The sequence below is a fragment of the Parabacteroides goldsteinii DSM 19448 = WAL 12034 genome, assembly GCF_000969835.1.
In the GTDB taxonomy this organism is placed as follows: Bacteria; Bacteroidota; Bacteroidia; order Bacteroidales; family Tannerellaceae; genus Parabacteroides; species Parabacteroides goldsteinii.
Map to the genome: position 1 here is coordinate 1295742 of NZ_KQ033913.1, position 21824 is coordinate 1317565.

The 21824-nt window shown below is 43.4% G+C and carries 22 protein-coding genes and 1 tRNA gene; 9 read left to right on the top strand and 14 right to left on the bottom strand.

Annotated features, from left to right (window positions below; translation table 11 throughout):
• Positions 1 to 44: 44 nt before the first annotated feature.
• Positions 45 to 806: a LytR/AlgR family response regulator transcription factor gene (locus HMPREF1535_RS18270; protein WP_007656631.1), complete on the top strand. Its 762-nt coding sequence runs from the start codon at positions 45 to 47 to the stop codon at positions 804 to 806.
• A gap of 13 nt (positions 807 to 819) precedes the next feature.
• Here HMPREF1535_RS18270 and HMPREF1535_RS18275 read toward each other — a convergent pair whose 3' ends face one another.
• Positions 820 to 1698, bottom strand: coding sequence for a helix-turn-helix domain-containing protein (locus tag HMPREF1535_RS18275; protein ID WP_007656633.1), 879 nt, complete (start codon positions 1696 to 1698; stop codon positions 820 to 822).
• 186 nt (positions 1699 to 1884) lie between these two features.
• Between HMPREF1535_RS18275 and HMPREF1535_RS18280 the strand changes: the two genes are divergently transcribed.
• Positions 1885 to 2109, top strand: coding sequence for a winged helix-turn-helix domain-containing protein (locus HMPREF1535_RS18280; RefSeq protein WP_007656634.1), 225 nt, complete (start codon positions 1885 to 1887; stop codon positions 2107 to 2109).
• A 59-nt stretch (positions 2110 to 2168) separates the two neighbouring features.
• Here HMPREF1535_RS18280 and coaW read toward each other — a convergent pair whose 3' ends face one another.
• A complete protein-coding gene (coaW, locus tag HMPREF1535_RS18285) occupies positions 2169 to 3011 on the bottom strand; it encodes a type II pantothenate kinase (RefSeq protein ID WP_010803157.1) in 843 nt (280 codons plus the stop codon).
• Between the two features lie 90 nt (positions 3012 to 3101).
• Between coaW and HMPREF1535_RS18290 the strand changes: the two genes are divergently transcribed.
• Together HMPREF1535_RS18290 and HMPREF1535_RS18295 are read left to right on the top strand one after the other, a co-directional pair.
• Positions 3102 to 3698: a MarC family protein gene (locus tag HMPREF1535_RS18290; RefSeq protein WP_007656636.1), complete on the top strand. Its 597-nt coding sequence runs from the start codon at positions 3102 to 3104 to the stop codon at positions 3696 to 3698.
• Between the two features lie 143 nt (positions 3699 to 3841).
• The gene (locus HMPREF1535_RS18295) at positions 3842 to 4966 is read left to right on the top strand and encodes a tyrosine-type recombinase/integrase (RefSeq protein ID WP_235438507.1); all 1125 of its coding nucleotides are present in this window, start codon (positions 3842 to 3844) and stop codon (positions 4964 to 4966) included.
• 122 nt (positions 4967 to 5088) lie between these two features.
• Here HMPREF1535_RS18295 and HMPREF1535_RS18300 read toward each other — a convergent pair whose 3' ends face one another.
• The 7 genes from HMPREF1535_RS18300 to HMPREF1535_RS18330 all read right to left on the bottom strand — a co-directional run bounded on the left by HMPREF1535_RS18300 (position 5089) and on the right by HMPREF1535_RS18330 (position 12515).
• Positions 5089 to 5382, bottom strand: a complete 294-nt coding sequence (locus tag HMPREF1535_RS18300) for an HU family DNA-binding protein (RefSeq protein WP_046147085.1) — start codon at positions 5380 to 5382, stop codon at positions 5089 to 5091.
• A gap of 3 nt (positions 5383 to 5385) precedes the next feature.
• Entirely contained in the window at positions 5386 to 5724 is a 339-nt protein-coding gene (locus HMPREF1535_RS18305) for a DUF4906 domain-containing protein (protein WP_052716747.1), read from the bottom strand.
• Positions 5657 to 6487, bottom strand: coding sequence for a hypothetical protein (locus tag HMPREF1535_RS26000; protein ID WP_046147086.1), 831 nt, complete (start codon positions 6485 to 6487; stop codon positions 5657 to 5659). Before HMPREF1535_RS26000 ends, HMPREF1535_RS18305 begins: the two co-directional genes overlap by 68 nt.
• Positions 6488 to 6505: 18 nt before the next feature.
• The gene (locus tag HMPREF1535_RS18315; RefSeq protein ID WP_046147087.1) at positions 6506 to 7291 is read right to left on the bottom strand and encodes a fimbrillin family protein; all 786 of its coding nucleotides are present in this window, start codon (positions 7289 to 7291) and stop codon (positions 6506 to 6508) included.
• Between the two features lie 96 nt (positions 7292 to 7387).
• Positions 7388 to 8962, bottom strand: a complete 1575-nt coding sequence (locus HMPREF1535_RS18320) for an ATP-binding protein (RefSeq protein WP_046147088.1) — start codon at positions 8960 to 8962, stop codon at positions 7388 to 7390.
• Between the two features lie 291 nt (positions 8963 to 9253).
• The gene (locus tag HMPREF1535_RS18325) at positions 9254 to 10024 is read right to left on the bottom strand and encodes a DNA-binding domain-containing protein (protein WP_046147089.1); all 771 of its coding nucleotides are present in this window, start codon (positions 10022 to 10024) and stop codon (positions 9254 to 9256) included.
• A 67-nt stretch (positions 10025 to 10091) separates the two neighbouring features.
• The gene (locus tag HMPREF1535_RS18330; RefSeq protein ID WP_222861288.1) at positions 10092 to 12515 is read right to left on the bottom strand and encodes a DUF4906 domain-containing protein; all 2424 of its coding nucleotides are present in this window, start codon (positions 12513 to 12515) and stop codon (positions 10092 to 10094) included.
• A 614-nt stretch (positions 12516 to 13129) separates the two neighbouring features.
• On the opposite strand from HMPREF1535_RS18330, the gene HMPREF1535_RS18335 reads away from it, so the two are divergent.
• A complete protein-coding gene (locus tag HMPREF1535_RS18335; RefSeq protein ID WP_010803150.1) occupies positions 13130 to 13873 on the top strand; it encodes a NigD1/NigD2 family lipoprotein in 744 nt (247 codons plus the stop codon).
• A 116-nt stretch (positions 13874 to 13989) separates the two neighbouring features.
• On the opposite strand, the gene HMPREF1535_RS18340 is transcribed toward HMPREF1535_RS18335, so the two are convergent.
• The 4 genes from HMPREF1535_RS18340 to HMPREF1535_RS26300 all read right to left on the bottom strand — a co-directional run bounded on the left by HMPREF1535_RS18340 (position 13990) and on the right by HMPREF1535_RS26300 (position 15789).
• Complete coding sequence (locus tag HMPREF1535_RS18340; RefSeq protein ID WP_007656660.1) at positions 13990 to 14517, bottom strand: contractile injection system tape measure protein; 528 nt, start codon at positions 14515 to 14517, stop codon at positions 13990 to 13992.
• A gap of 12 nt (positions 14518 to 14529) precedes the next feature.
• Positions 14530 to 14667: a hypothetical protein gene (locus HMPREF1535_RS26005; protein WP_007656661.1), complete on the bottom strand. Its 138-nt coding sequence runs from the start codon at positions 14665 to 14667 to the stop codon at positions 14530 to 14532.
• 71 nt (positions 14668 to 14738) lie between these two features.
• Positions 14739 to 15143, bottom strand: a complete 405-nt coding sequence (locus HMPREF1535_RS18345; protein ID WP_010803148.1) for a LytR/AlgR family response regulator transcription factor — start codon at positions 15141 to 15143, stop codon at positions 14739 to 14741.
• Between the two features lie 196 nt (positions 15144 to 15339).
• Positions 15340 to 15789 carry a helix-turn-helix transcriptional regulator gene (locus HMPREF1535_RS26300; protein ID WP_235438499.1) on the bottom strand — a complete coding sequence of 150 codons (450 nt, stop codon included), beginning with the start codon at positions 15787 to 15789 and terminating at the stop codon, positions 15340 to 15342.
• A 535-nt stretch (positions 15790 to 16324) separates the two neighbouring features.
• Here HMPREF1535_RS26300 and HMPREF1535_RS26305 point away from each other — a divergent pair.
• Genes HMPREF1535_RS26305 through HMPREF1535_RS18370 form a run of 4 tightly spaced genes read left to right on the top strand, consistent with a single transcriptional unit; the run spans position 16325 to position 21666 of the window.
• Positions 16325 to 17866: a hypothetical protein gene (locus HMPREF1535_RS26305; protein ID WP_235438500.1), complete on the top strand. Its 1542-nt coding sequence runs from the start codon at positions 16325 to 16327 to the stop codon at positions 17864 to 17866.
• Positions 17859 to 19745, top strand: coding sequence for a contractile injection system tape measure protein (locus tag HMPREF1535_RS26310; protein WP_242507825.1), 1887 nt, complete (start codon positions 17859 to 17861; stop codon positions 19743 to 19745). The genes HMPREF1535_RS26305 and HMPREF1535_RS26310 overlap by 8 nt, the downstream gene beginning before the upstream one ends.
• A 25-nt stretch (positions 19746 to 19770) precedes the next feature.
• Positions 19771 to 20370 (top strand): eCIS core domain-containing protein, encoded by a 600-nt coding sequence (locus HMPREF1535_RS18365; RefSeq protein WP_082207578.1) that lies wholly within the window; start codon positions 19771 to 19773, stop codon positions 20368 to 20370.
• A 9-nt stretch (positions 20371 to 20379) separates the two neighbouring features.
• Complete coding sequence (locus HMPREF1535_RS18370; protein WP_046147091.1) at positions 20380 to 21666, top strand: ATP-binding protein; 1287 nt, start codon at positions 20380 to 20382, stop codon at positions 21664 to 21666.
• Between the two features lie 64 nt (positions 21667 to 21730).
• Here HMPREF1535_RS18370 and HMPREF1535_RS18375 read toward each other — a convergent pair.
• A tRNA-Arg gene (locus HMPREF1535_RS18375) sits at positions 21731 to 21804 on the bottom strand.
• Positions 21805 to 21824: the final 20 nt, after the last annotated feature.

Consider the following 21824-nt stretch of genomic DNA (forward strand, 5'->3'; position numbering starts at 1 on the left):
TAGTATCTTTGTCTGAACGATATATAAAACGGAAGACTCTGAATATGGAAATGCTACAGAAAATAAGAAGCGTCATCGTTGAAGATGAATCGGCTGCCCGTGAGGCATTGAAGAATTATCTGGCAAAATACTGTCCGGTCATCGAAGTGGTCGGAGAAGCCCACGACTGTAAATCGGCCGTCCCTTTACTCCATGAACTGGAACCGCAATTGGTGTTTCTGGATGTGGAAATGCCCTACGGCAATGCATTCGACGTATTGGAAGGATGTAAAGACCTGTATTTCGAAACCATATTTGTCACCGCCTTTTCTGAATATTCACTCCGGGCGTTGAACCAGAGTGCAGCTTACTATCTGCTGAAACCGGTCAGCATCGAAGAACTGATCCTTGCCGTAAATAAGGTACAGCAACACATCGTCAACCGGGAGATATTCAATCGCAATCAGATTCTGATTGAAAATATGCGCGAGCCGAAACCGGAAAAGCGCCAGGTGATCCTCCCTACTCTCGAAGGATTTGAAGTGATAAAGATGGAAGATATCATCCGGTTGCAGGGAAACGGAAATTTCACCGACATCTATTTGAAAGATAAAAGCAAGAAGATGGTCTGCCGTTTTCTGAAATATTTCAGCGAGATATTGCCGTTCCCGTTTGTCCGTGTACACAAATCACATATAATCAATCTTCATTGTGTCAGGTCATACCACAAAAACTCCGGCGGTTACATCGTCCTGGAAGATAATACGGAGATAGAAATATCCTCCAGCTATAAAGATGATTTTCTCCGGTTACTGAAATCGCAGTGAAAAAAGTTACAGTTTAACTGTTGCGGTACTCCTGTGGTGTCATGCCGGTATGCCTTTTGAAATATCTGTTGAAGAACGACATATTGTTGAATCCCAGCGAAAAGGCAATCTCCTTGATCGGAAGTTCCGTTGATTTCAGCTGTGCTTTAATGTCCATCATAACAATGGCGGTTATTATTTCGAGCGCCGTCTTTCCTGTTTCCTTTTTTATGGTCGAACAAAAATGGGAAACGGTAACACCCAGATGTTCCGCATAAAAAGCAACGCTCCGTTGTTTCGTATAATTCGACATGACCAGTTTGATAAACTCACGGCACATCACTTTACTGCGTGAATGCAATGCGCTTTTCCACTTGCCGTGATTCTTATACAATTCGGCCGTACCTTGCATAAAAATAGTGAAAACGGATTTAATGATCTCCTTATTCTCCAGCGTACAAGGCAATGAATAAGCATGGATCAACGGTTTGAAGATATCCTGATATAACTGTGAAAGATCTTCCGATAAACAGATGACCGGATTCTCAGCCAGTATAGGAAGTAACCGTACGGTTGTTAAGACCAGGTTATTATTCTCCATGAAATCCTGCGAAAAGCAGGCGTAGAAGAAATGAGCATCCGGAGAAACGTCATTGAGCTGGACGAAACTGTCCGGCGTTAATGTGATAAAATCATCTTTTTTGATTGTGTATTCAGACAGGTTGATTGTAGCATGGACAGAACCTTCTACACAAAATGCAAAAAGCACTGCTTTCATTTTACATGAAAAGCGCACGTAGCGATTCAGCATGTCTCCGGTGATATTGTCGCCTGCAATAAAATCCGTGGGAATGTCAAATATTTGTATGTTTGCCTCCATATTGTCCTGATAAATGATTTTCAAAGATAGCATATTTGAGTTTTCTACACCAATAATCGCAAAAACAGGACATAGAAACCCAATAATAGGTATTGATCGTTCCGTTCAAATCTATGTACTTTGCAAAAGTTTAAACAAAGAAAGAAAAAATGAACCGAAAGAGTTCTCTTTTGTTTTATTCTAGAAAGAGGACATGTATTATCTAATAAAATTATAATTATGGAACTAGAGAAGATCGGAGAAAATGCCGGCAAAGTCTGGCATGTGCTGAATGAAGGAAGAGAGTTGACAATACCAGAACTGAGCAGACGGATTGACCTGAGCCACGAAGATACCACCTTAGCAATCGGATGGCTGGCCAGAGAAAACAAAATTTACATACAACGTAAAAACGGGCAGATATTGGTAAGCAACGGAATACAACAAGGACTATACTTTGGATAATATATCATCAAAAGCGTCAGTAAGGTTCATATGCCTGCTGACGCTTTTTTATTATCCGGCTATTTTATCTCCTGATGTTGCCGGTTATTAATATAGGTCAGTGCCGCACCGATCGCCGTCCGGTATTCTGCATATTCCGGTATCAGGAAATGCCCTCCGTACATTTCTTCCAGCCGGGGAAAAATACTTTCACATTGCGGCAATTTCGTCAGATTCCCGATCAGGACGTAATCATGTATGTCGCTGTTCAGTGCAGCAAGGATCACTGATTGCCCGATGCATTGAAGTACCATGTAAATAATACCCAACGCTACGTCTTCCTGCGATGAATTGGCTCCCGCCTTTCCGAAAGTAGAGGCTGTCGCATCCAGAGGCAGTCCGGGCAAAGGTATATTACAGATATCCTGGATTTGCAGGTTTATAGTCGTTATATCTCCTTTCAGGGCCAGCTTGACAATCTGGTGAAAATCCTGCGTTTTAAGTAGCAGGCGGGATAACCCCAGTATGGTACCCCCACCGATCCCTATACCGCCGATATGTTCGATCAGTGGACCGTCCACTTTTACAAACGAAGTCCCCGTTCCCATACTGACAACGATCAACTTATCCAGCTGCGTCAGATACTGCGCCCCGAGTCCGTTAGTCAGAAATTCATCTGTTTTGGCTGTAGGCAAACCATAAAGCGGCTGATTGATGTATGCACTGCCCACACCGGTGAGCATCACTTTCTCTATGTCGGAAAGGGGAATATCATTCTCATATAAATACTTACCGAAAGCACCAAACAGCGATGTTACCGGGTCGGTTGCCTTGACAAACATGGGATTCCGGATCTCCTTATCGTCGATCCCCACTATTTTGGTAGTGCTCCCTCCTACGTCTATACCAATTACTATGCCCATAATTTTTTTGTTAATATCGGATTCAAAGATACGTGTTCTTACTGAAAATTAGTACCTTCACAGATAATAACTTTAAATGGAGGACCGGATATGTTCGCAGATTTTAATTTTCAACAGATGATAAGTGCTTTCATCGTACTGTTTGCCGTAATCGACATCATTGGTTCCATCCCCATTATCATCAATCTGAAGGAAAAAGGAAAAGACGTGAATGCTTTAAAAGCAACGGTTATATCTTTTATCCTGATGATCGGCTTCTTTTATGCTGGCGATTTTCTCTTGAAACTATTCCATGTGGATATCGAATCGTTTGCTGTGGCGGGTGCATTCGTTATTTTCCTGCTGTCGTTGGAAATGATACTGGATATCGAGATCTTCAAGAATAACGGACCGATCAAGGAAGCCACGCTGGTGCCTCTGGTCTTCCCCTTGCTGGCCGGTGCCGGTTCGTTTACAACCCTGCTTTCATTGAGGGCCGAGTATGCCAGTATCAATATTGTAGTCGCTTTGATACTGAATATGCTATGGGTATATTTTGTGGTGCGTATGACTAAGCAGGTGGAACATCTGCTGGGAAAAGGCGGTATCTATATCATCCGTAAGTTTTTCGGCATTATCCTGTTGGCTATATCCGTCAGGTTGTTTACAGCCAATATCACTCTGTTGATTGAAGCGCTGCACGAGTAAAAAGTTACTATAATAAGGATATTTTCAGATCCTTTTTCATTCAATTCAGCTTGATAGTCAAACTATCTTGTTTTCTTTTTGTTTCTATATACCGGATATTTTATTGAATTTACTTGCATTTTTGCCGAACTAAATCAACAATTATGATGGATATAGAATTTAAGCAGATTTATCCTCCGTTACGCGATTGCGTAAATCGCCTGATCGAGCGGAAGATACAAGCAGGCAGGGACAGGACCGCTGCCAATTACCGAAGTGCATGGAATAAGTTTGTGGCCTACAAAGGTCGTAAAGTAAGGGAACTGACTATTGCAGATCTGACGGCAGGGTTGGTACAGGAATTTGTCATGTGGCTGTTGCAGGATAAGAAATCAAGAAATGATGAACTTAGTCCCGGCAGCCAGGACTTTTACCTGCGCAATCTGAAAGCGATCTATAATAATATAAAAAAAGATCTGCATTATCATGATCCTGCCGGAAATCCTTTTGCGGGACTGCATATCACAGTCCCTTCCACCCGTAAACGGGCTCTTCCCGAGCGTGACATCAAGAGGCTGGCCCGTCTCGATCTGTCTGACAGACCGGAGCAACTGGAGGCTCTTCATCTTTCCCTTTTTCTTTTCTATGCCCGCGGCATGTGTTTCGTAGATGCCTATAAACTGGAACAGGACAATGTGCATTACGGATATATCCAATATAACCGTAGCAAGACACAGGCTGTCCTACAGGTAAAGATCACTTCGGAAATGCACCATATCATGCAGTTGTACAAACGGAAAGATTCTCGCTGGGTATTCCCGTTCCTGCACGAAAAGCTGGTTGGGAAAGGTGTATTGACGGCTCAATCGTCTTTACATCGTGTGAACGAGTATCTGAAAGAGATCGGTGACAGACTGAACCTTCCTTATCCCCTGACCACTTATGTGATGCGCCATAGTTGGGCGTCGCTGATGCTGGAGTCGGGTTCGGAGATAGGGGTTATCAGCCAGTCGCTCGGTCATATGTCTCTGCAAACGACACAAATATATCTGGGGCAGTTATCCAAATCAAAGATGGATAAGGCCTCCGAAGATATGCTGGATCATCTGGTTCGTGGTAGCCGGAAAAAACAACTTCAGGAACCTTCCGAACCCGTACCCGCGCCCTCTGCCCCAGTATCAACCCCTCCTGTTGTAGTCCGGCAACCCCAGCCTTCTTCTGGTAGCAGATGGAAGAATGTACTGACGTCGCTGGCAACGCGGTTGCTGATGTTTGCAACAAGTTCATAATATAAAAGTGTCAAAGGAGGTATGCCATAACCTTGTTTTGTCATGGCGGACTTGATCCGGGATGACAGGGCAGTGAACTTTGGTATACCTCCTCTACTTTTGCAGCCTCTCTAATGTAGACTTCAATCTTTACGTTTTCCTTTACTATTCAGATATTCGAGCAAGCCTTTGCCCGGTTTGAATTTTACACTGTTACGCGATGGAATGGTTACCGGTATGCCTGTTTTGGGATTCCGTCCCGGCCGTTCGCTTTGCGACCATAATGTGAAGGTTCCGAACCCCTGACTGACCATCATCCCTTCATCAATAAGGGCATCCGCAAGTATATTTTCGTAAGTACCGATAAACGTTAGAGCTTCTCTCTGTGAGATAGATAAACGGGTAGCAATTCTTTTAGCAAATTCAATCTTATTCATAACTTAAAAATCAACAATGATATTTTTTATTACATCTACTTCATTAAAAATAGCCACATTCCCATCGGTGATCTCTACACGCACGTCGGCACTGTTGGGACCGGCAATCCTGAATGTAATATCATAAGAATAATCGCGGGCTATGTTATAGTCGTTCGTGAAGTTTCCTCCCAGGTAAAAAGTATATTTCACTTTTACACCGTCGGTATGTGATGGATCATATTTGTAAATACCGGCCAGTTCAATATAAGTACATCCGGCTAACTTGTCGGACTCACTTCCCGGACCATTTTCTTTCTGATTCTTTCCCTGCTGGGGTGGCAGTAGGATAAGTTTTTTCATTTGTCCCTGCTGCCCTATAGGTTGCCATATTTTGAGGAAGGTTATATATTTTAACGGTTGCATCGCCACTTGTTTCATCCAACGCAAAAAGGCCGGGAGAGACAGATGTGATATTCACTTTTATTTTAACAAAAGCCCTGAACATCTGCGCCCTCACTTTTATCACACCTTCGTTCGTCGGGGTATAATAAAATGGTTCGGATGTTAGTAGTTTGGGAGATGTTGTCACAAATGGCTTTCCCGAAGTTCCTATAGGCACAGTCTTTGCTTTTAGGTCGCTTTCAGTTATCTTTGCCAACTCTTCTGCTGTCAGCGAATACATAGCATCATCACTTCCTTCATTTGTCAACATAGCCCTGCTTCCGTTCGCAATCACATAAAAGAGGCTATTGTCTGCTGTAAATTTGCTTATATCCGTATCTCCTCCCGTTTTTAGATTGACAATCAGGCCATCCTGATTCTCGTCTGTGGATTTAGAGATGCCGGACTGAGGAACATAAAGCGCTTTTAGACAACTACCGGTACTTTTATTATCATCGTCGTTTACCTTAAACTGAACGATCCATACATTCTGTACTTCTACACCGTCTAAAACAGGCTTCGTGTCACCTGTTCCTTTTGTTTCCACATGGATAGACTCCGGCATGCTTAACTGAATATATAACTGCCTTGTTTTTTCCTGCAAGCCATCTTTTTCGCAGCCGCAGAAACATATGCAAAAGAATAACAGGGATAATATCCCTTTTCTTTCTATCTTTTTCATTTCTTTTCCTCCTTTTTATTATTTGCCGACTTCGTCTGTCGAAAATTTTACAGTCGTATATTCCAGAATAGCCAGTGAAAGGTCTGTCGGTTCCTGGTCTCCGAAGAATGTCAACGTGAATTCGAACTCGTATGTCATTCCCGGAAGGAATGATTTATATACCTTTGGCCTGTAGGGGAATATTTTATGTGTCAGTTTACCATTTTTCATATAACCTATATTCAGATTGAGTTCGAACTTCAACGGATCGGTTCCTATCAATGGCAGTATCACTAAAGGTGTTGTATTTTCACGACCGGCTTGTACATTATCATTGTTGCCATTAGAGAAGTCTGTCTCACCCAATCCGGCAGTACCTGTTTGTGGAACAGTTTCACCATTGTACCAGACCGTTTCCCCCATCTGATAGGATAAATTACAGGAGAGCTTAGTAATATTTACTGATGAAACAGCTAATGTTGATACGGAAACCGGTTGGGTACGATTCGCTTGTACCTTTATGACCACATTCGAGCAAAGCCGTGTAAACGGTTCAGGCAAGGTAACCGACATCATGTTTTCGCCAGCCGATGTCGGTTGGACAGAGATGCCTTTGAGGTTTGAATACATAAAATCTTTGCCGTTGGATACTTCGATCAGATTCTTTGCCCCATTAGCTGTTGGATAAAAATCCTGACTATTATAGGATACCAGGTAAATATCATATTCTCCGCGGTAAAGAGTCAAGCCTATATCATCGGCAGCCACAGCAGTACCGGCCTCATTGACTACATAGTCACCCGATCCTATCGGTGAACCATACATATAGGATACGGTTTGTGCCTTTGCGATCCCGTGTCGGGCACGGGAACGGGATAGCTCATTTATTTCTATATTTTCACCTGCCGCGAACCCCGCCTATCAACAGAAAACGGCTTTCCATTCGCCGATATTGCGGTCTTCTTTGTTGAAGTCGGCGCCGACTTTGACTAACTGGCGGCCATCGACTGTGTATGGGATCAGATAGCCTTTGTCGTCAATTTGTTGGAGGGCTTTGTCTACCGAACCGTCCAGTTTGAATTCGAATACGTAGATGTAGTCGGTTGTTTTTACTACTGCATCCGCACGACCACGGGCACTGCGAACTTCGGCTTCTACATATTGCCCCAACAGTTTGAAGACCAGATAGAAGATTATCTGGTAATGCTGTTCGGTCCGGTCGTTCAGTTCATAGGGAATGTCTGCAAAGAAAGCACGCAGCCGTTCCATAAATGCATCGACATCACCGGCACGCAACTCCTGGCTGAACTTACCGATATAAAACGGAGCATTCGCTTCCGATAAAGACGTATAATACGGTGTGATAAAGTTTAACCATCCATATTCCACTTCGGCATTCGGATAGCCAAGACGGAAAAAGTTGAATTCTGAATCATAATCTTTGATCGTCAGATACCCACTCTGATAAATGATCGGCACTGGGTTCTGAAAATCCGCCCGGTAGTCGGTCAGTGCAGCTGCCGGCACTTCTATGCCGTCCAGCTGGCGCAGATCGTAGTCTGTCTTTTTCAGCATATCGACCAGCATCGTAGGGGTTCCCGTAGCAAACCAATAGCTGCTGAAACGTTTCTGTAGCAATGCATTCAATACACTGAAAGGGTTAAAGATACCCTCTGTCCGGAACTCCGAGAAATGATAGCCGTCGTAACGTTTCGTCAGTTCATTTACTGTTTGTTCGTATGTCAGCTTGTTCATGGCGGCAAGGGCAGCCAGTTCGGGTTGGAAGTCGCGTTCGATTTCTACCTTTGTCATACCGCAAACCGTTGCATAATCGGGAGCCATACTGATATCTATCAGTTGGTTCAGGTTACTGAAAATACCTAGTTGCGAGAACTTTGTCACTCCGGTGATAAATACAAAACGCAAGTAGCGGTCAGCATCTTTCAGGACGGTGTAAAAGCCGGTCAGCATTTCGCGGTAAACGTTGTGCAGGTCATCATTAAATAATGTACGTAACAGAGGTTTGTCGTATTCGTCAATCAGAACGACAACCTTCTCCCCTGTTTTCTCACAGGCTTGTTGGATAATTTGCATGAAACGACCTTCGTAATTAGTTGATTCCTTCTTTTTTGTGATTTCATATTTATCTTCCCAAGCAACCAGGTGATCATCCAGTATTTGTTCCAGGCTCTCTTTCGTTTCGTAGAATTTCGCATTGAGACTCAGATGAAGCACCGGATACACTTTCCATTCTTTCTCCAGTTGTTCGATAGCCAGTCCCTTGAACAGGTCTTTCCGTCCGAGGAAATAAGCTTCGAGCGTGGAAAGCAGCAGGCTTTTACCGAAACGGCGCGGGCGGCTCAGAAAATAAGGTTTGCCGGTCGTTACCATTTTGTAAACCAATGCAGTCTTATCTACATATAGAAATCCGTCTTCCCTCAAAGAGGTAAAATCCTGTATCCCTACCGGGAGTTTTCTGATCGGTGTTGTTTCCATGTCTCTGTTGTTTTTAAGCACGAACACAAAGATAAGAATAATATGCTAATGTTGCATATACCAATGGATATAGTAAATAGTTTGAGATTTGTCTAAATTGCCACATTGGCATATTACCCATTGGCTCATTATTTCTTTTCTCTTTATCAATCTCATCATGTCAAAGAACGCTTGTTTTTGCATCGACAGTCGATGCCGTGTTGCACTGGGTGTAAGTGCAACGTTACACTCGATGTCGATGCAACGCTGCACTTGGTGTCGATGCAACGCTACATTGACCCTCCCTGCAAATCATTCGATTTCAGGACGATCTCCGCCGCCGGAGTCGCCTACCACCAGTTTCGTTGGATATTCCAGGGTACGTGCTTCTTTCAAAGTCGTACTGCTTTGGCTGAACTGTGTGACGATACGCAATGTATAGCTGCCGTCGGCCAACGCCGGAACACGGGCGATCACCTTGCTGGGGTCGTTCTGGGTGAGACGGCGGGTCACTTTGGTCGTTGTGCCGTCGCCAGCAACGAAGAAAACGCCTACCACAGCCTCGTCGCCTGTTATTTTGATGTTATTGCCCGTAATCATAATATCTTCGCTTGCCGTAATCGATCCGTCGAACAGGCCGGTCAGGGTATCGGTAACAAGCCTGATACGGGCCACATCGGCTTTTGTGCCCATGTTGATCACTTTTACGTTTTTCAAGGCATCGCGAAGTTTCTTCGTCGGAACGATCTCGAATGTCAGTTTGTGGATAGCCGGGTCGAACTGGGCATCCGAGTTCTCGAAAGCACCCAGGATACGCGGGGAGAACTGGCAAAGGTCCGTTGTCACGCTATCGCCGTTCAACAGGGCTTCGAGAATGATATCACTGTCCTGCGACGTTACCGAAAGAATGGTCGGCAACTTCAGCTCAGAGCCGGTGCGTTTGATTTCCCGGGCCGTATCTTCTTTGGTCAGGGTTTTCGGACCGGTTTTCACTTCGGCAATACAGTCTTTTGTATTGTCTTTTGTCAATGGGTTATCACGCAGATAAAATTCCCAGTAATACTCTTTGTTGTAATCTTCCATGATGTTTCATGTTTAATTGTTAATAATAATGTTGTTTATTTAGTCCGGCATAGAGCCGGAGTCTAATTTATTTCTCTTGAATGCAGCGAACAGACATGCCGTAAGCTTTAACTGCTTTATCATCATTTGTCAGAATCAAAGCGCATGGCGCTTTGATTTCCGTATAGTAAACGTATGTTGTTTTCGATGATTCATGCGCAGAATACATCACAAAACAAGCGGCACTTGTTCTCAACAGGCCTGTTCCAGCCTCTCTCATCCAATACATCGGAAACCAGACAGATTTACAAGAATAGTCCGCATACGTTTCTCCTGGATATAAGTATAAAAGCCCGTTGGTTGCCTTTATCACCGCAGCTGACTCAGCTATCGGAGATGTAAGCCATTTTTTATTGTTCACCAACGCCAGATTACTGCCAAAAGCAAAGCCATCAAACATTGTGTAATTTGTAGCGTTGTAGAAATCCGGCACTTTCCACCCTTTCGGACAAGGATCATAGATCGTCTTCGTTGACGGTCCCCATAATCCATTCTCTAAATACATCTTACGATAAAAAGTAGATGGGTTGGCAATAGAATTCGCCAGACTTCCTCCATCTTCCTTGCCTAACGGTATCGTATATCCGTCAGCATTGAAGATCGTATTGGCTTCTTCATAAGAGCCATCGGCCGAACCTGGCATCGGATCTTTACGCCCCCATTGGTAAAGAACGCCATACGTACGGGCCGACTCCAGATCACTTTCCAATGCCGGGACAGCACGGATAGCACCCAGGTTACGGTCCATGATGACTTTTTTATAGAAAGCACCCGACTCTTGTGTCCAGCTGGCACCTTGATAAGTATGTACTATTCCGCCCCGGGTGGTATTCTGAGCTGCTTCGATAGCCTTGGTCCGGCTAGTAGCATCACCAGCAGTAAAACTCCCAAGTAATGCCGGCACGTAATCTGAAACCCATATATGCCAGCTCCAGAGAGCGATTTTGTCATCCGTACCATATGCGGCTATCAAAGCGTTTCCTCCGTTGGTAACGGGTACTTTCAGATGGATACGTGCATCTTTCGCAATATCTCCATTCGTGAGTTTCACCAGATTACTGTGGTCACTCTCACTTATCGGATAACCCATTACCAGTTCACCACTGGTTCCGGCATCTTTGTTTTGCCAGAGTATTTTCACCTTTTTAATTTCTTTTCCATCCTTGATCGAACCATCGGTTGTCAGTTCGGTATTCCACCCATTCACTCCCGCTTCATGTTTATAGGGATTAAAGCAGATGTTCGTACCCGGAAGCATCATGAAGCAGTTGGAAGTCGGTTGTTCGTTGGTGCTTTTTACCGGTGTCTGGTCGAGCAACTGGATGCGTGGGTCGTTGACATAGTCGGCCTTATTAATATTGACTGTCCAATGATAGTTGGTATTTTCCAGTAGGTTGAAATCGTCGGTTTCGTTGCCGCCTAAATAGACACGGTAGTAGAGGCGTTCTTTCTTTTCGCTGTTGTCTACCACAAACTCGGCATAAGTGGCTGCTGGGTTGGCGTTCGTCTTATTACGGTAATAAGGGGAATTGGAATAGGAAGATATGCCGCGGGCATTGGCGGGAATCCAAACGGTCTTCGCGCTGTTGGCATTATCCAGTTCTGTTCCTGTCAAGCGGTAAACATCGACAAACTCGGCAACGGAGCTCGGATAGACGTTGCCCCATTTGGTCTCTTCTGTTCGAGGGATCAAGCGGTAATGGGCAGGAACCTGACAGAGTTTGACTTCTTTCAGGGTATAGCCTTTTTGAGTCATGTCCGAGGCAAAAGTCCAGTTTAATTCTACTTTTGTGGCCAGCCGTTTGAGCAACAGGCGGACGTCTTGGCCTGCCGGACTTTCGATTTTACCGGCGGAGGTGATATTGACGTTTTCCAAATAGAGGTAATAAGTCATATTGGCCAGACTGTTACCGATAGCATTGGGCGCAATGGCATTGATATTGCTTTCCTTCGCTTTCACTGTCATGTTCTGCACTTCAGATAATGTTTTACCGGATAGTGATTCGAAATCGGCGGAAGCCCCCCGGGTGACAAGCAAAAGTTTGCATCCGGTTGCCTGCTTCAGGCTAGCTGTAAAAGTTGAACCGACAGTGACGTTACCTAGTGCTTTACCGCCAATCTGCTTTCCACTTCCATCATATTGCCAGATTTCCAGATTGTAGAGTTTGTCAGGAATATCTGTTCCTGATTTGGTCTGCATACCATAAACAGGAACGGCCTCCAAAGCCGAACGGCTGTTGCTACCTGCCTTACTGGTCGGCGAAGCGGTTGCTCCTGCCCCGTCTTCTTCGTCGGCAATACCGAGATTGAGCGTTACTTCCACCGTCTTTCCTTCCGACGGATTTACCGTCGGAGAGTCGATTTTGTCTTCGCAACCTGTGCTTATTAATACCAGTGATAAGAGTGTCATAATAACTCCTTTCGTTTCTAATTTGTGTCCTATACTTGCCATCCTTTTATCATTAATTTACTACATCAAAAGCGCCGTTTTAACATTTCGTCAGAATCTCTTTCTTTTATAAGAAAGAGAGTTGGGACTGACGCTATCCGTGTAATCGTTGTTTTTCAACACATTACACTCTGCAGTAAATCAAAAAACTTCTACGCCCAAAAGGATGGCGTTATTTCAATATTATCAAATTGTAGTAAAATACTACTTGAAAACCTTGCTCCGGTCGTTAAAAGTTGCTACTTTAGCCGCTGATAACGCTAGATTATCAATCATTTTGATACAGTCTCTCTTTCTTATAAAAGAAAGGTATTTTCACTTTTTTCGCTTCCCGTTGAGATTCAAACTGTCGTTCAAACTCTACGTTTTTTATTTTTACCGTATTTTTCATATACTCTCTTTCCTTTTTTTACGCACATTAACAATCACGTTCAGGCACATGAAAAAGTGGCACAATCTTTCGCAGGACTACAAGGCATACCTTTTCTCTTTGATCAGGAGATACAATAGGTGTATAAATTTCTATTAATATATTTTATCAACTTCTCTTGCAGCATTTTCAGACTCTCATCCATCTTCATTGGTATAAACATTTAATAATTTAGTGATATTAAGCTATGAAGACGTTGAAATTATTTTTAATGGCCACGGGAGTTTTATTTACTTCTTTAACCTTTCAATCTTGTTTGGATGATGATGATAACTATTATTATGGGTATCTAACGCCAAACGCCCTTGTGACAGTAAAACCGGTTAGTGATAACTCATTCTTCCTGCAATTGGATGACTCAACAACATTATTACCGGCAAATCTGACCTCTTCGCCTTACGGAGATAAAGAAGTTAGAGCACTGGTCAATTTCAGTGTAGTAAACGAACCTAGTGAAGGCTATACTAAAGCTGTCCATGTTAATTGGATAGACAGTATTCTGACAAAACAAATCGCTCCGGATCTGGGAGTGGATAACGATTCTGTATATGGAACAGACCCGGTAGAAATGATTAAGGACTGGGTAACAATTGCAGAAGATGGCTACCTGACACTCCGTTTCAGAACATTGTGGGGAGATCGTAGCAAGGCTCATTTCGTAAACTTACTGGTAAGTAAAGATCCGGCTAATCCTTATGAAGTAGAGTTTCGTCATAATGCTTACGGAGATGTCTACGGAACAGAAGGTGACGGATTGGTCGCTTTCAAACTGGATGAACTGCCGGACACAGAAGGTAAGACTGTTAAGCTGAAACTGAAATGGAAATCGTTCAGCGGCGATAAATCGGCAGAGTTTGACTACTGCACTCGTAAATCTACTCCTGCAAAAGTAGAAATTACAGGCGATAAGAGTGTGCTGAATTTAAAATGAATAGTGTAACAGACGAAGCAGATTAAATCTGCTAAAACAAAAATGCTATGTCTCATTTAATACATAGCATTTTTGTTTACATATAATAATGTCTTTTTTCTATATTAGAAAGAATATCAATTTCTCCAATTAACCCGTATAAGTTTTTCCTGAAAAGGATATTTCACCATTGAATATGACCAGGGAACTGAATCCAACAAAACATCGTAAGGTTTTTCTTCCATTTTCAGGTTCCAATAATCTGACATATCCTCCAATACTCCCTCCCGTCTCAGGAATGTTTCCTGAAAGCCTCTATTAGAAACATTTTTCATTTTACTCCAATTTATCTTTAGGCTGTTCAACAGTTCATCAATTAAAGAAGTTTCTTTACTTGTCAGTTCAATATTGCAAGGCAAGGGATCGGATAGCGGATAATTTAACATTATCTTAAATAACATTAATTCAGAATCTTTTACCTCTAATGAATATGTAGCCAGATACTGTAACAAAAAAATTCCCCGAATCTGCTTTTCTTTATCAATAAACTCTCTACGGGAATCCGCTAAATATCCTAACCGATAAAAAAACATTGGTAAAAAGGGAGTTGTTAAAACGATCCCGGCATTTTTCACTTTAAAAATCTGTGCATTTGAATTTTCCATTGTAATAATTTTTTATTGTTTACGTTCTAACTTATCATATGTGAATTCTATAGTTTCAAATTCGACTTCATCCTTGTTGTTTTCCAAAAAAGCAGGCGCATCAAGTTTTATCGCATAAGCATCTGTAGTATCTTGTTTTTGTTCTACCATAATTATCGTTCTTATATTAACAATTTAGGTTACAATCTTCGTTTTATTCAATTGTTTTTTAGATCTGTTATTCAACTAATTGTTCCCAACATATTGAAACGAGATAACGCATCTTTTTTATATTGTCTGCCGATAGGGACCGTTTGATCGCCAATATAAAATATATTACCGATATAACCAACGACATGATTCTTGTTGACAATATAAGAACGATGTACCCGGATAAACAAATCTTTCGACAGATGTTGCATTGTATCCGTCAGTGTGTATGCAACTGTCGCTTTAGCACCTGCCTGTAAATAGAAAGTGCAATAACTGCCTGATGCTTCTATATAGAGGATATCACTGAACAATATTTTTCGGAAGTGATCCTGTATTCTGATAAATATACTATCCACTACGTTTTTATCCACACCTCCTACAGCATTGGCAGTAGCCTCCTGTAATGTTCGTTCGTCAAAGTTGAGTGTATTCATTTTGTATCATATTAAAGAGGCTTTATGGGCCCCGGTTATGTATACAAAGGTACTAGGAAAGGGTGTCGGATAGTTCCAATGGATTTCTTATTTAATTTTACGTATATTTGATTGATTAACAAGAGACTATGATTATATATCAAATGGTATAAGTTTACGATTTAAGAAAGAAATATATAATTTGAGAATACCTTTGTCAGGACTTCGCCTTCATTTTCTTTCTCCACTGCAAAGGAGGCATATGATGTCGGGTATTGAAAGCCAGATAGAATGATGATGACGTTTGAAAACCGACTAATTCAGAAACATCGATCACCTTTATATCTGAATTCAAAAGTAATATCTCCGCTTCATCCAAACGAAGAGCGGTTACATATTCAGGGAAACGCATTCCCAACTGCTGACTGAAATATAAACTTAACGAAGTCGCATTCATTCCTAGTCCACTTGCTAATATTTTAAGTGTCAAATTAGGATTATGCAAGTATTTGGGTGATTTTAATAAACGGATCACCTCCTCTTCTTCTTTTTCCGGAGTAAGTGGAATGGGGATCTCGTTCTTCTGTCTGGTTTTGGTGAAAAAATGGGGTAATAGATAAAAACCTATTTTACGTTTTACAGTCCGGTAAAATACAGATTGATTCAACAGATATCCACCTATAAAAATAGTTGATATATTATATAGAATATTACATATATAACAGGAAGTAAACATACTTATTATAGAAATAAGATAGAAACATAAAAGATAGAATAAGTCCTTTCTAATAAGTTGCATTTGTGGAGTATTATCATCATTTACTCCATTCAAAATACGTGGAAGATAAACTAATAATTGTACAGCTAAAGATAAATAGCAACCAATACGGAAATAGGGCCACCAGACAGAACTATTGAGTCCGAATTCAGACCAGCTATAAATTAGCTTATCGGGAACCGGATTGAACAAAGTCATCCCGATATAAACGCCGATCAAGACTCCAGGGAGAAGCAGATGCCGTCTCCATTGCCGTGCATCCGGTAACAGGTTAGTTATCCTGAAACGAAAATACAGGTAAAACAAAGGAGTAAGTAATGTGAAAGCCCAACTGTTCACGCTGGGAATAAGAGCGATCTTTTTGAAAAGAAAGAGTCCTTCATACCAGCTATTATAAAAAGAAACTAAACAAAGAACCCATGCTATGGAAGTTAAAAGTATGACCTTTTTGTTATATCTGCTATATTGCAGCAAACAAATCCCGGCAATGATTAAAACAGCCCAGGCGAGTAAGGAGGTACAAATAACTGAGTGGCTGATACGCTATTATCCCTATAACGGCATTGCTATGTTCGGTGGCAAGGCGGAGTTTACTAACCACCTGCATCATCGGCTGCTGATATTTATACGGAAACGTAACTACTCTTTCTACCTTTCAAAGGCGGAGTTGACCGTTAGCTTTCTTCTGGAAGTGTTTGGTCCGACTTATTATATTGATGTACTGAATACTATCTACTATCTCCAACCCTACCGTGCGGATGGTTCGCCTACGCATGATGGGTATTTCAGTCAGGAACTGTACCGCATCTTCTTGCAGTTGTCCCTACTACACCAACCAGCCGTAACAAAGGAAAACACTTTGTCCGTTGAAGATAAAGCATCGTCCGGTTTGAAAGATCCGACAGACATTATGGATATACTACAAGATGCTAAATGTAGCGATGCGGACAAACGAATGTTCATCCGCACAATCGTCAAAGAACAACCGGAGATACTCATCCAATGGCTCCGATTGGGAATAACCCCAAATATGACAGGAATAGCTATTGTAGCTGCTCTGATCGAGGTTGATACAATGAACTGTATGCTTGCCGCTCTTTCTTTTAACACCCTGCAAGCGGTAGAAGTGATGAGGAATTACCTGCGGCAACAATATTCAGAAGAAAGTGATTGGTTAAAAGGCATAACCGAAACTCAGTTGGAGCTTCTGCTCCGACAATCGGTACTGATGTGGATTCGGAAAGGATACTACCGGCTACCAAACAGATTCGACCAATTGTTGAATCTGTTTTATCAGGAATTGACAGGCAAGGAGGATGAAGCAATCGTTACCCGATTATCCGCCTCCCAGCCTTTGAAGGAAATAAAAGAAGGACTAGGTCTCGAACAGAGCGGAAGATGGAGTATTCAGAGACTACAAGAAATATTATCAGTGTCTGTCGTGACAGATGATATAAAACGCAAATTACTTGTCTGTTTTCTGGAACAATCGTCAAAGGATTACGCTGAAGCGGTACGACTGCTCCATGCATGTGGATTATCGAACTCCCTCTGCCGCCTGATAAGCCAACCGATATGGGAAGAAGTACTTCGACAGTCCACCGTCCGGCTGGTAGGACTCGAAAATACCGCCCTGTTATTGTCCCTCTTCGATGGATTGATGGCACACGAACGTGCTTTGTCTTCTTATTGGAAAGGAGGTTCAAAACCTTTGAAAGCTCGCCTACTTGTATGGTTGGTCGAAACGATACGGTTACAAGAGACACATAAGAAACCGGTAGTGGAATATATCCGTTCTTTATTCGCAGACCTTGTTGGCAGAGAAGAAATATCGGAGGTCATTCTTGCTCTTTGGCGAGAGATGGGACATACGGACTCTCCTGCCACAGAAGAAATCCTGCATCTGCTGGTGGATAATGAATCCCGGCAAATCCGGCTTATGAAAACCGATTACAAGGATGGATGACACTTCCATACCCTATGAGAATAAATCCGGTTTGTTACGACACACCATAACGGAACAACCGGCGAAGTGGATACACCTGCTCCGCGATTTGCCGCATGAGAGTCAATACATAACGGCAATCGCCGGATATGTACCTGCCCCGCTTATGCTACAGGGCATGGCGAAGACGGATTTCTACCAGACCTCCGTATTATCGCAGTTGATGGAGCAGCTGCAACATCAGGAGGAGGAATTGTCACGGATTGTCGGAAGCAGTCTTTCCCTGCCACTTGCACTCTCGAAAGCTCTGCTGCTTTACTTGCAGGACCGCGATACATCAGGCAGAACACTGACGGCTAACGAGATTGCAGGAAAGTTCCTTGCCTTCTTTTATTTCATACAAACCGGCAAAACAGATTATCACAATAATATATTATGGATATCATTTACCAATAAAATTATTTCAAATATGAGTAGTAGTGAAAACAACATGGCTTCAGACGATATAAACAAAATATTGTCGAATGCAAGCAACAGTGATGCGACATTCCAGCAATCTGTCAACTTCTTGATAGACCAACAACCGGAAAAGTTGCTGACTTGGTTAGAGAAGGATGCCAACCTGTCTGAAATAGAACGGATTGCTTTCGTTTCGGACCGGATAATGGCAAAGAGATGGACAGTCTGTTTGTCCACTACAGCCGGATTCGAACAAGCCGGTGTGTTCCAACGATTGACTTCCTGGTTTCTTGATGGTCCTTCCGACAGGATATCTGTCACCGGATTTATCCGGGCGTTGCTGTCATGGGTTAAAGAAACGGACTGGAAAAGGCAGACACCGGATGAAATGGAAGCGTTTTTCTTTTCCCGTCTGTTCGGTAAATCCAATATCTCGTTACCTTTGGAGAAGATCGCGGACAACGGCCTACCGGAAGATACCCGAAAAAGATGGCTGCGCAATTACATGCGTTTCCAACCGGAAGAATTGCTGAAATATATACAAAAAACGGTATCGCAAAATATGTTGCCGCCGGACAAATGGATAGCATGGCTGGATATCGAAGACTGGCTGCGTCTGGCGGCAAGCCTTTCTCTTTCCGACGCAGAGCTTTTCCGGCAGATTCTGGAACACTTGTCAAAAAGGAATACATTTCAGAAGAGCGAATTGCGACAGGCATTGGCTACCTACATCATAAAGAGCCGTACGGATGAATGGATATATGGAAGTCCCGAAGAAACGGTCCGTTCATGGGTGCAGTCACTGCCGGAAAAGAAGGAAGTCGTGAAGGAGGAATTATTGCTGCAACTCTGTGAGATGTTGCAGCTGTCAAAGGACGGGAGAGTCGGAACGGACGAAGCGACAGAAACTCCGGAATTCCTTCTGGTGGAAAATGCAGGCCTTTGCCTGCTCGCCCCCTGGCTTAGCCGACTGTTCGCTATACTCGACTATCTGGATGATGAACGGAAATCGCTCAGGAATACGGCTTTGAAAATCCGCGCCGTATTCCTACTTCAATATATCGTCTACGGAGAGGAACGGGAATACCGAGAAACAGAACTGGTCTTCAATCGGCTACTTGTCGGATTGCTCCAACATATACCGATCCCGAAACAGCTGCCTCTTACCAGTGAAGAAAAGCAGACCGTCGACTCCATGGTGGCAGGCATAAAGGCTAACTGGCCAAGTATGGACGGCACATCGGTAAGGGGCTTCCGCCAGAGTTTCCTTGCCCGCAGTGGTACATTGGAACAGCAGGAGGAACGGTGGCTGCTTACGATGAAAGAAAAGACACATGACATCCTGCTTGAATCCATCCCGTGGAGCTTCAGGCAGATACGCTTCCCGTGGCTAAAGAAATATGTACAGGTCATGTGGCACGAGAAACAAAAATTCCAATAAATTGACGGACCATAAAATATATAAAATGGCAACTGAAAAAGTATATCAAGAGAAGACAGCACGCACCATCCAGCAGAAACTGGATGGTGGCGGCACAATGCAATTCGTGGATAACCGTCCGATGAACCCGGTCTTGCAACAGGTGGAAGAAGACGAAGAAGATACCCTGCAAGGCAAGTTCAATCAAGCTCTCCAGCGGGAAGAGGATGAAGAAGACATGCTTCAAGGTAAATTCGAACAGCCAGTCCAGCGCGAAGTAGATGAAGACGAAGCCGCCCTGCAAGGCCGGTTTGAAGCTCCCGTTCAGAAAAAGAATGAAACCGGCATGCCCGACCACTTGAAAGTCGGCGTGGAAGAACTTTCCGGCCTCGCGATGGATGATGTAAAAGTACATTATAATTCGGACAAGCCGGCTACAGTACAGGCGCTCGCCTATACACAAGGTACGGACATCCATGTAGCTCCGGGACAGGAACAACACCTGCCCCATGAGGCATGGCACGTGGCCCAGCAGATGGCTGGCCGTGTGGAACCTACCACCGAAGTAGGCGGAATGCCGGTGAATGACAATGTCGCACTGGAACACGAAGCCGACGTGATGGGCGCAAAAGCGAACAGTCTTTAATGAAGAATTATGCGTGAGTATATTGAATGGTTCAACCAAGTATTAACTGTCGCCATCCAGCTTTACTTCCATCAGGAATCTGAGTACAAGCAGCTAAAGGATGTGTATCCGCCCCGAAACGGCTGGATGGAGGCGGTGACAGGACAAATGGACACCAATTTTGAAGAACGAATCGTTATCATGCTTGCCTTGATGCCCCATATCTGTCCGCAAATACTGGACATCTTCTTTGTGCAGAACAAGAACTTTGACCGCCAGTACACCGAGTTCGGCGGTTGGAAAGGTTTGTCGCACGGAGGATTCCTTCCTACGGGTGAAACCGCTTCATTCATCCTTGCCGGGGAGGACGTGGAGAAACGTAAGGAGGTTATCCATATGTTCTCAAAAAGCCACTGGTTCTACGGAAAAAATATCCTGCGGCTGGAAGGTGCAGGCGAAGGAGAGCCACTGCTCAGCAGCCAACTCCGTGTATCTGAGGAATTCCTGAGCCGCGTACAACTCGATGTAGAATATAAGCCCGATTATACCACCGGCTTCCCTGCCAAACGTATCACCACGGAACTGGACTGGGAAGATATGGTGCTGGACTACCAGGTGACGACTGAACTGGAAGAGATCAATACATGGATTTCTTCCGGTAAGACCATCATGGAAGACTGGGGGTTGTCGCGTATCCTGAAAGCCGGATATCGTTCGCTGTTTTACGGTCCTCCGGGTACAGGGAAAACACTCGCGGCGACATTGCTGGGTAAGAAGAATAATATGGATGTATACCGGATAGACCTATCCATGATCGTTTCCAAATATATCGGGGAAACGGAAAAGAATCTGGCTAAAGTGTTCGATCTCGCTGAAAACAGGAACTGGATTCTCTTCTTTGATGAAGCAGACGCCCTGTTTGGCAAACGTACTTCCACCAACACCTCCAATGACCGTCATGCCAATCAGGAAGTGGCTTATCTCTTACAGCGTATAGAAGACTTTCCCGGCATGGTCATTCTGGCAACAAACTTACGTTCGAACATCGACGAAGCATTCTCCCGCCGTTTCCAATCAGTGATTTACTTTCCAATGCCGACTGAAGAACTACGCGCTGAAATATGGCGAAAGATGCTGAAAGGTTGGCCGAAGGATGTAGACGAAGACCTGATTACCATGGCTGCCAGAACAGAACTTTCGGGAGGTTCGATAGCCAACGTAGTCAGACGGTGTGCATTAGCAACAGTAAATCAGAAAAATCAATCTCTGGATAAACTTATATTAAAAAATGCACTGCAAAAGGAAAAACTGAAATGATAAGAAGTAGGTATAAAAAGAAAAGCGTCGAGATGATAGTATCTCAACGCTTTTTATTTTTATGTGACCGCGACAGGATTCAAACCTGTAACCGGCTGATCCGTAGTCAGCTACTCTATTCAGTTGAGCTACGCGGCCAATCTTTATATTTCTGTTTA

Excerpts from the sequence above, each read along its gene's own strand:
- HMPREF1535_RS18330 (WP_222861288.1), bottom strand. The coding sequence starts at position 12,515 with ATGGCAAGTATAGGACACAAATTAGAAACGAAAGGAGTTATTATGACA.
- HMPREF1535_RS18295 (WP_235438507.1), top strand. The coding sequence starts at position 3,842 with ATGATGGATATAGAATTTAAGCAGATTTATCCTCCGTTACGCGATTGC.
- HMPREF1535_RS26000 (WP_046147086.1), bottom strand. The coding sequence starts at position 6,487 with ATGAAAAAGATAGAAAGAAAAGGGATATTATCCCTGTTATTCTTTTGC.
- HMPREF1535_RS18320 (WP_046147088.1), bottom strand. The coding sequence starts at position 8,962 with ATGGAAACAACACCGATCAGAAAACTCCCGGTAGGGATACAGGATTTT.
- HMPREF1535_RS18345 (WP_010803148.1), bottom strand. The coding sequence starts at position 15,143 with ATGAATACACTCAACTTTGACGAACGAACATTACAGGAGGCTACTGCC.
- HMPREF1535_RS26005 (WP_007656661.1), bottom strand. The coding sequence starts at position 14,667 with ATGGTAGAACAAAAACAAGATACTACAGATGCTTATGCGATAAAACTT.
- HMPREF1535_RS18270 (WP_007656631.1), top strand. The coding sequence starts at position 45 with ATGGAAATGCTACAGAAAATAAGAAGCGTCATCGTTGAAGATGAATCG.
- HMPREF1535_RS18305 (WP_052716747.1), bottom strand. The coding sequence starts at position 5,724 with ATGAAAAAACTTATCCTACTGCCACCCCAGCAGGGAAAGAATCAGAAA.
- HMPREF1535_RS18325 (WP_046147089.1), bottom strand. The coding sequence starts at position 10,024 with ATGGAAGATTACAACAAAGAGTATTACTGGGAATTTTATCTGCGTGAT.
- coaW (WP_010803157.1), bottom strand. The coding sequence starts at position 3,011 with ATGGGCATAGTAATTGGTATAGACGTAGGAGGGAGCACTACCAAAATA.
- HMPREF1535_RS18300 (WP_046147085.1), bottom strand. The coding sequence starts at position 5,382 with ATGAATAAGATTGAATTTGCTAAAAGAATTGCTACCCGTTTATCTATC.
- HMPREF1535_RS18275 (WP_007656633.1), bottom strand. The coding sequence starts at position 1,698 with ATGCTATCTTTGAAAATCATTTATCAGGACAATATGGAGGCAAACATA.
- HMPREF1535_RS18365 (WP_082207578.1), top strand. The coding sequence starts at position 19,771 with ATGGCAACTGAAAAAGTATATCAAGAGAAGACAGCACGCACCATCCAG.
- HMPREF1535_RS18290 (WP_007656636.1), top strand. The coding sequence starts at position 3,102 with ATGTTCGCAGATTTTAATTTTCAACAGATGATAAGTGCTTTCATCGTA.
- HMPREF1535_RS18335 (WP_010803150.1), top strand. The coding sequence starts at position 13,130 with ATGAAGACGTTGAAATTATTTTTAATGGCCACGGGAGTTTTATTTACT.
- HMPREF1535_RS18280 (WP_007656634.1), top strand. The coding sequence starts at position 1,885 with ATGGAACTAGAGAAGATCGGAGAAAATGCCGGCAAAGTCTGGCATGTG.
- HMPREF1535_RS26305 (WP_235438500.1), top strand. The coding sequence starts at position 16,325 with ATGGAAGTTAAAAGTATGACCTTTTTGTTATATCTGCTATATTGCAGC.
- HMPREF1535_RS18370 (WP_046147091.1), top strand. The coding sequence starts at position 20,380 with ATGCGTGAGTATATTGAATGGTTCAACCAAGTATTAACTGTCGCCATC.
- HMPREF1535_RS18315 (WP_046147087.1), bottom strand. The coding sequence starts at position 7,291 with ATGTATGGTTCACCGATAGGATCGGGTGACTATGTAGTCAATGAGGCC.
- HMPREF1535_RS18340 (WP_007656660.1), bottom strand. The coding sequence starts at position 14,517 with ATGGAAAATTCAAATGCACAGATTTTTAAAGTGAAAAATGCCGGGATC.
- HMPREF1535_RS26310 (WP_242507825.1), top strand. The coding sequence starts at position 17,859 with ATGGATGACACTTCCATACCCTATGAGAATAAATCCGGTTTGTTACGA.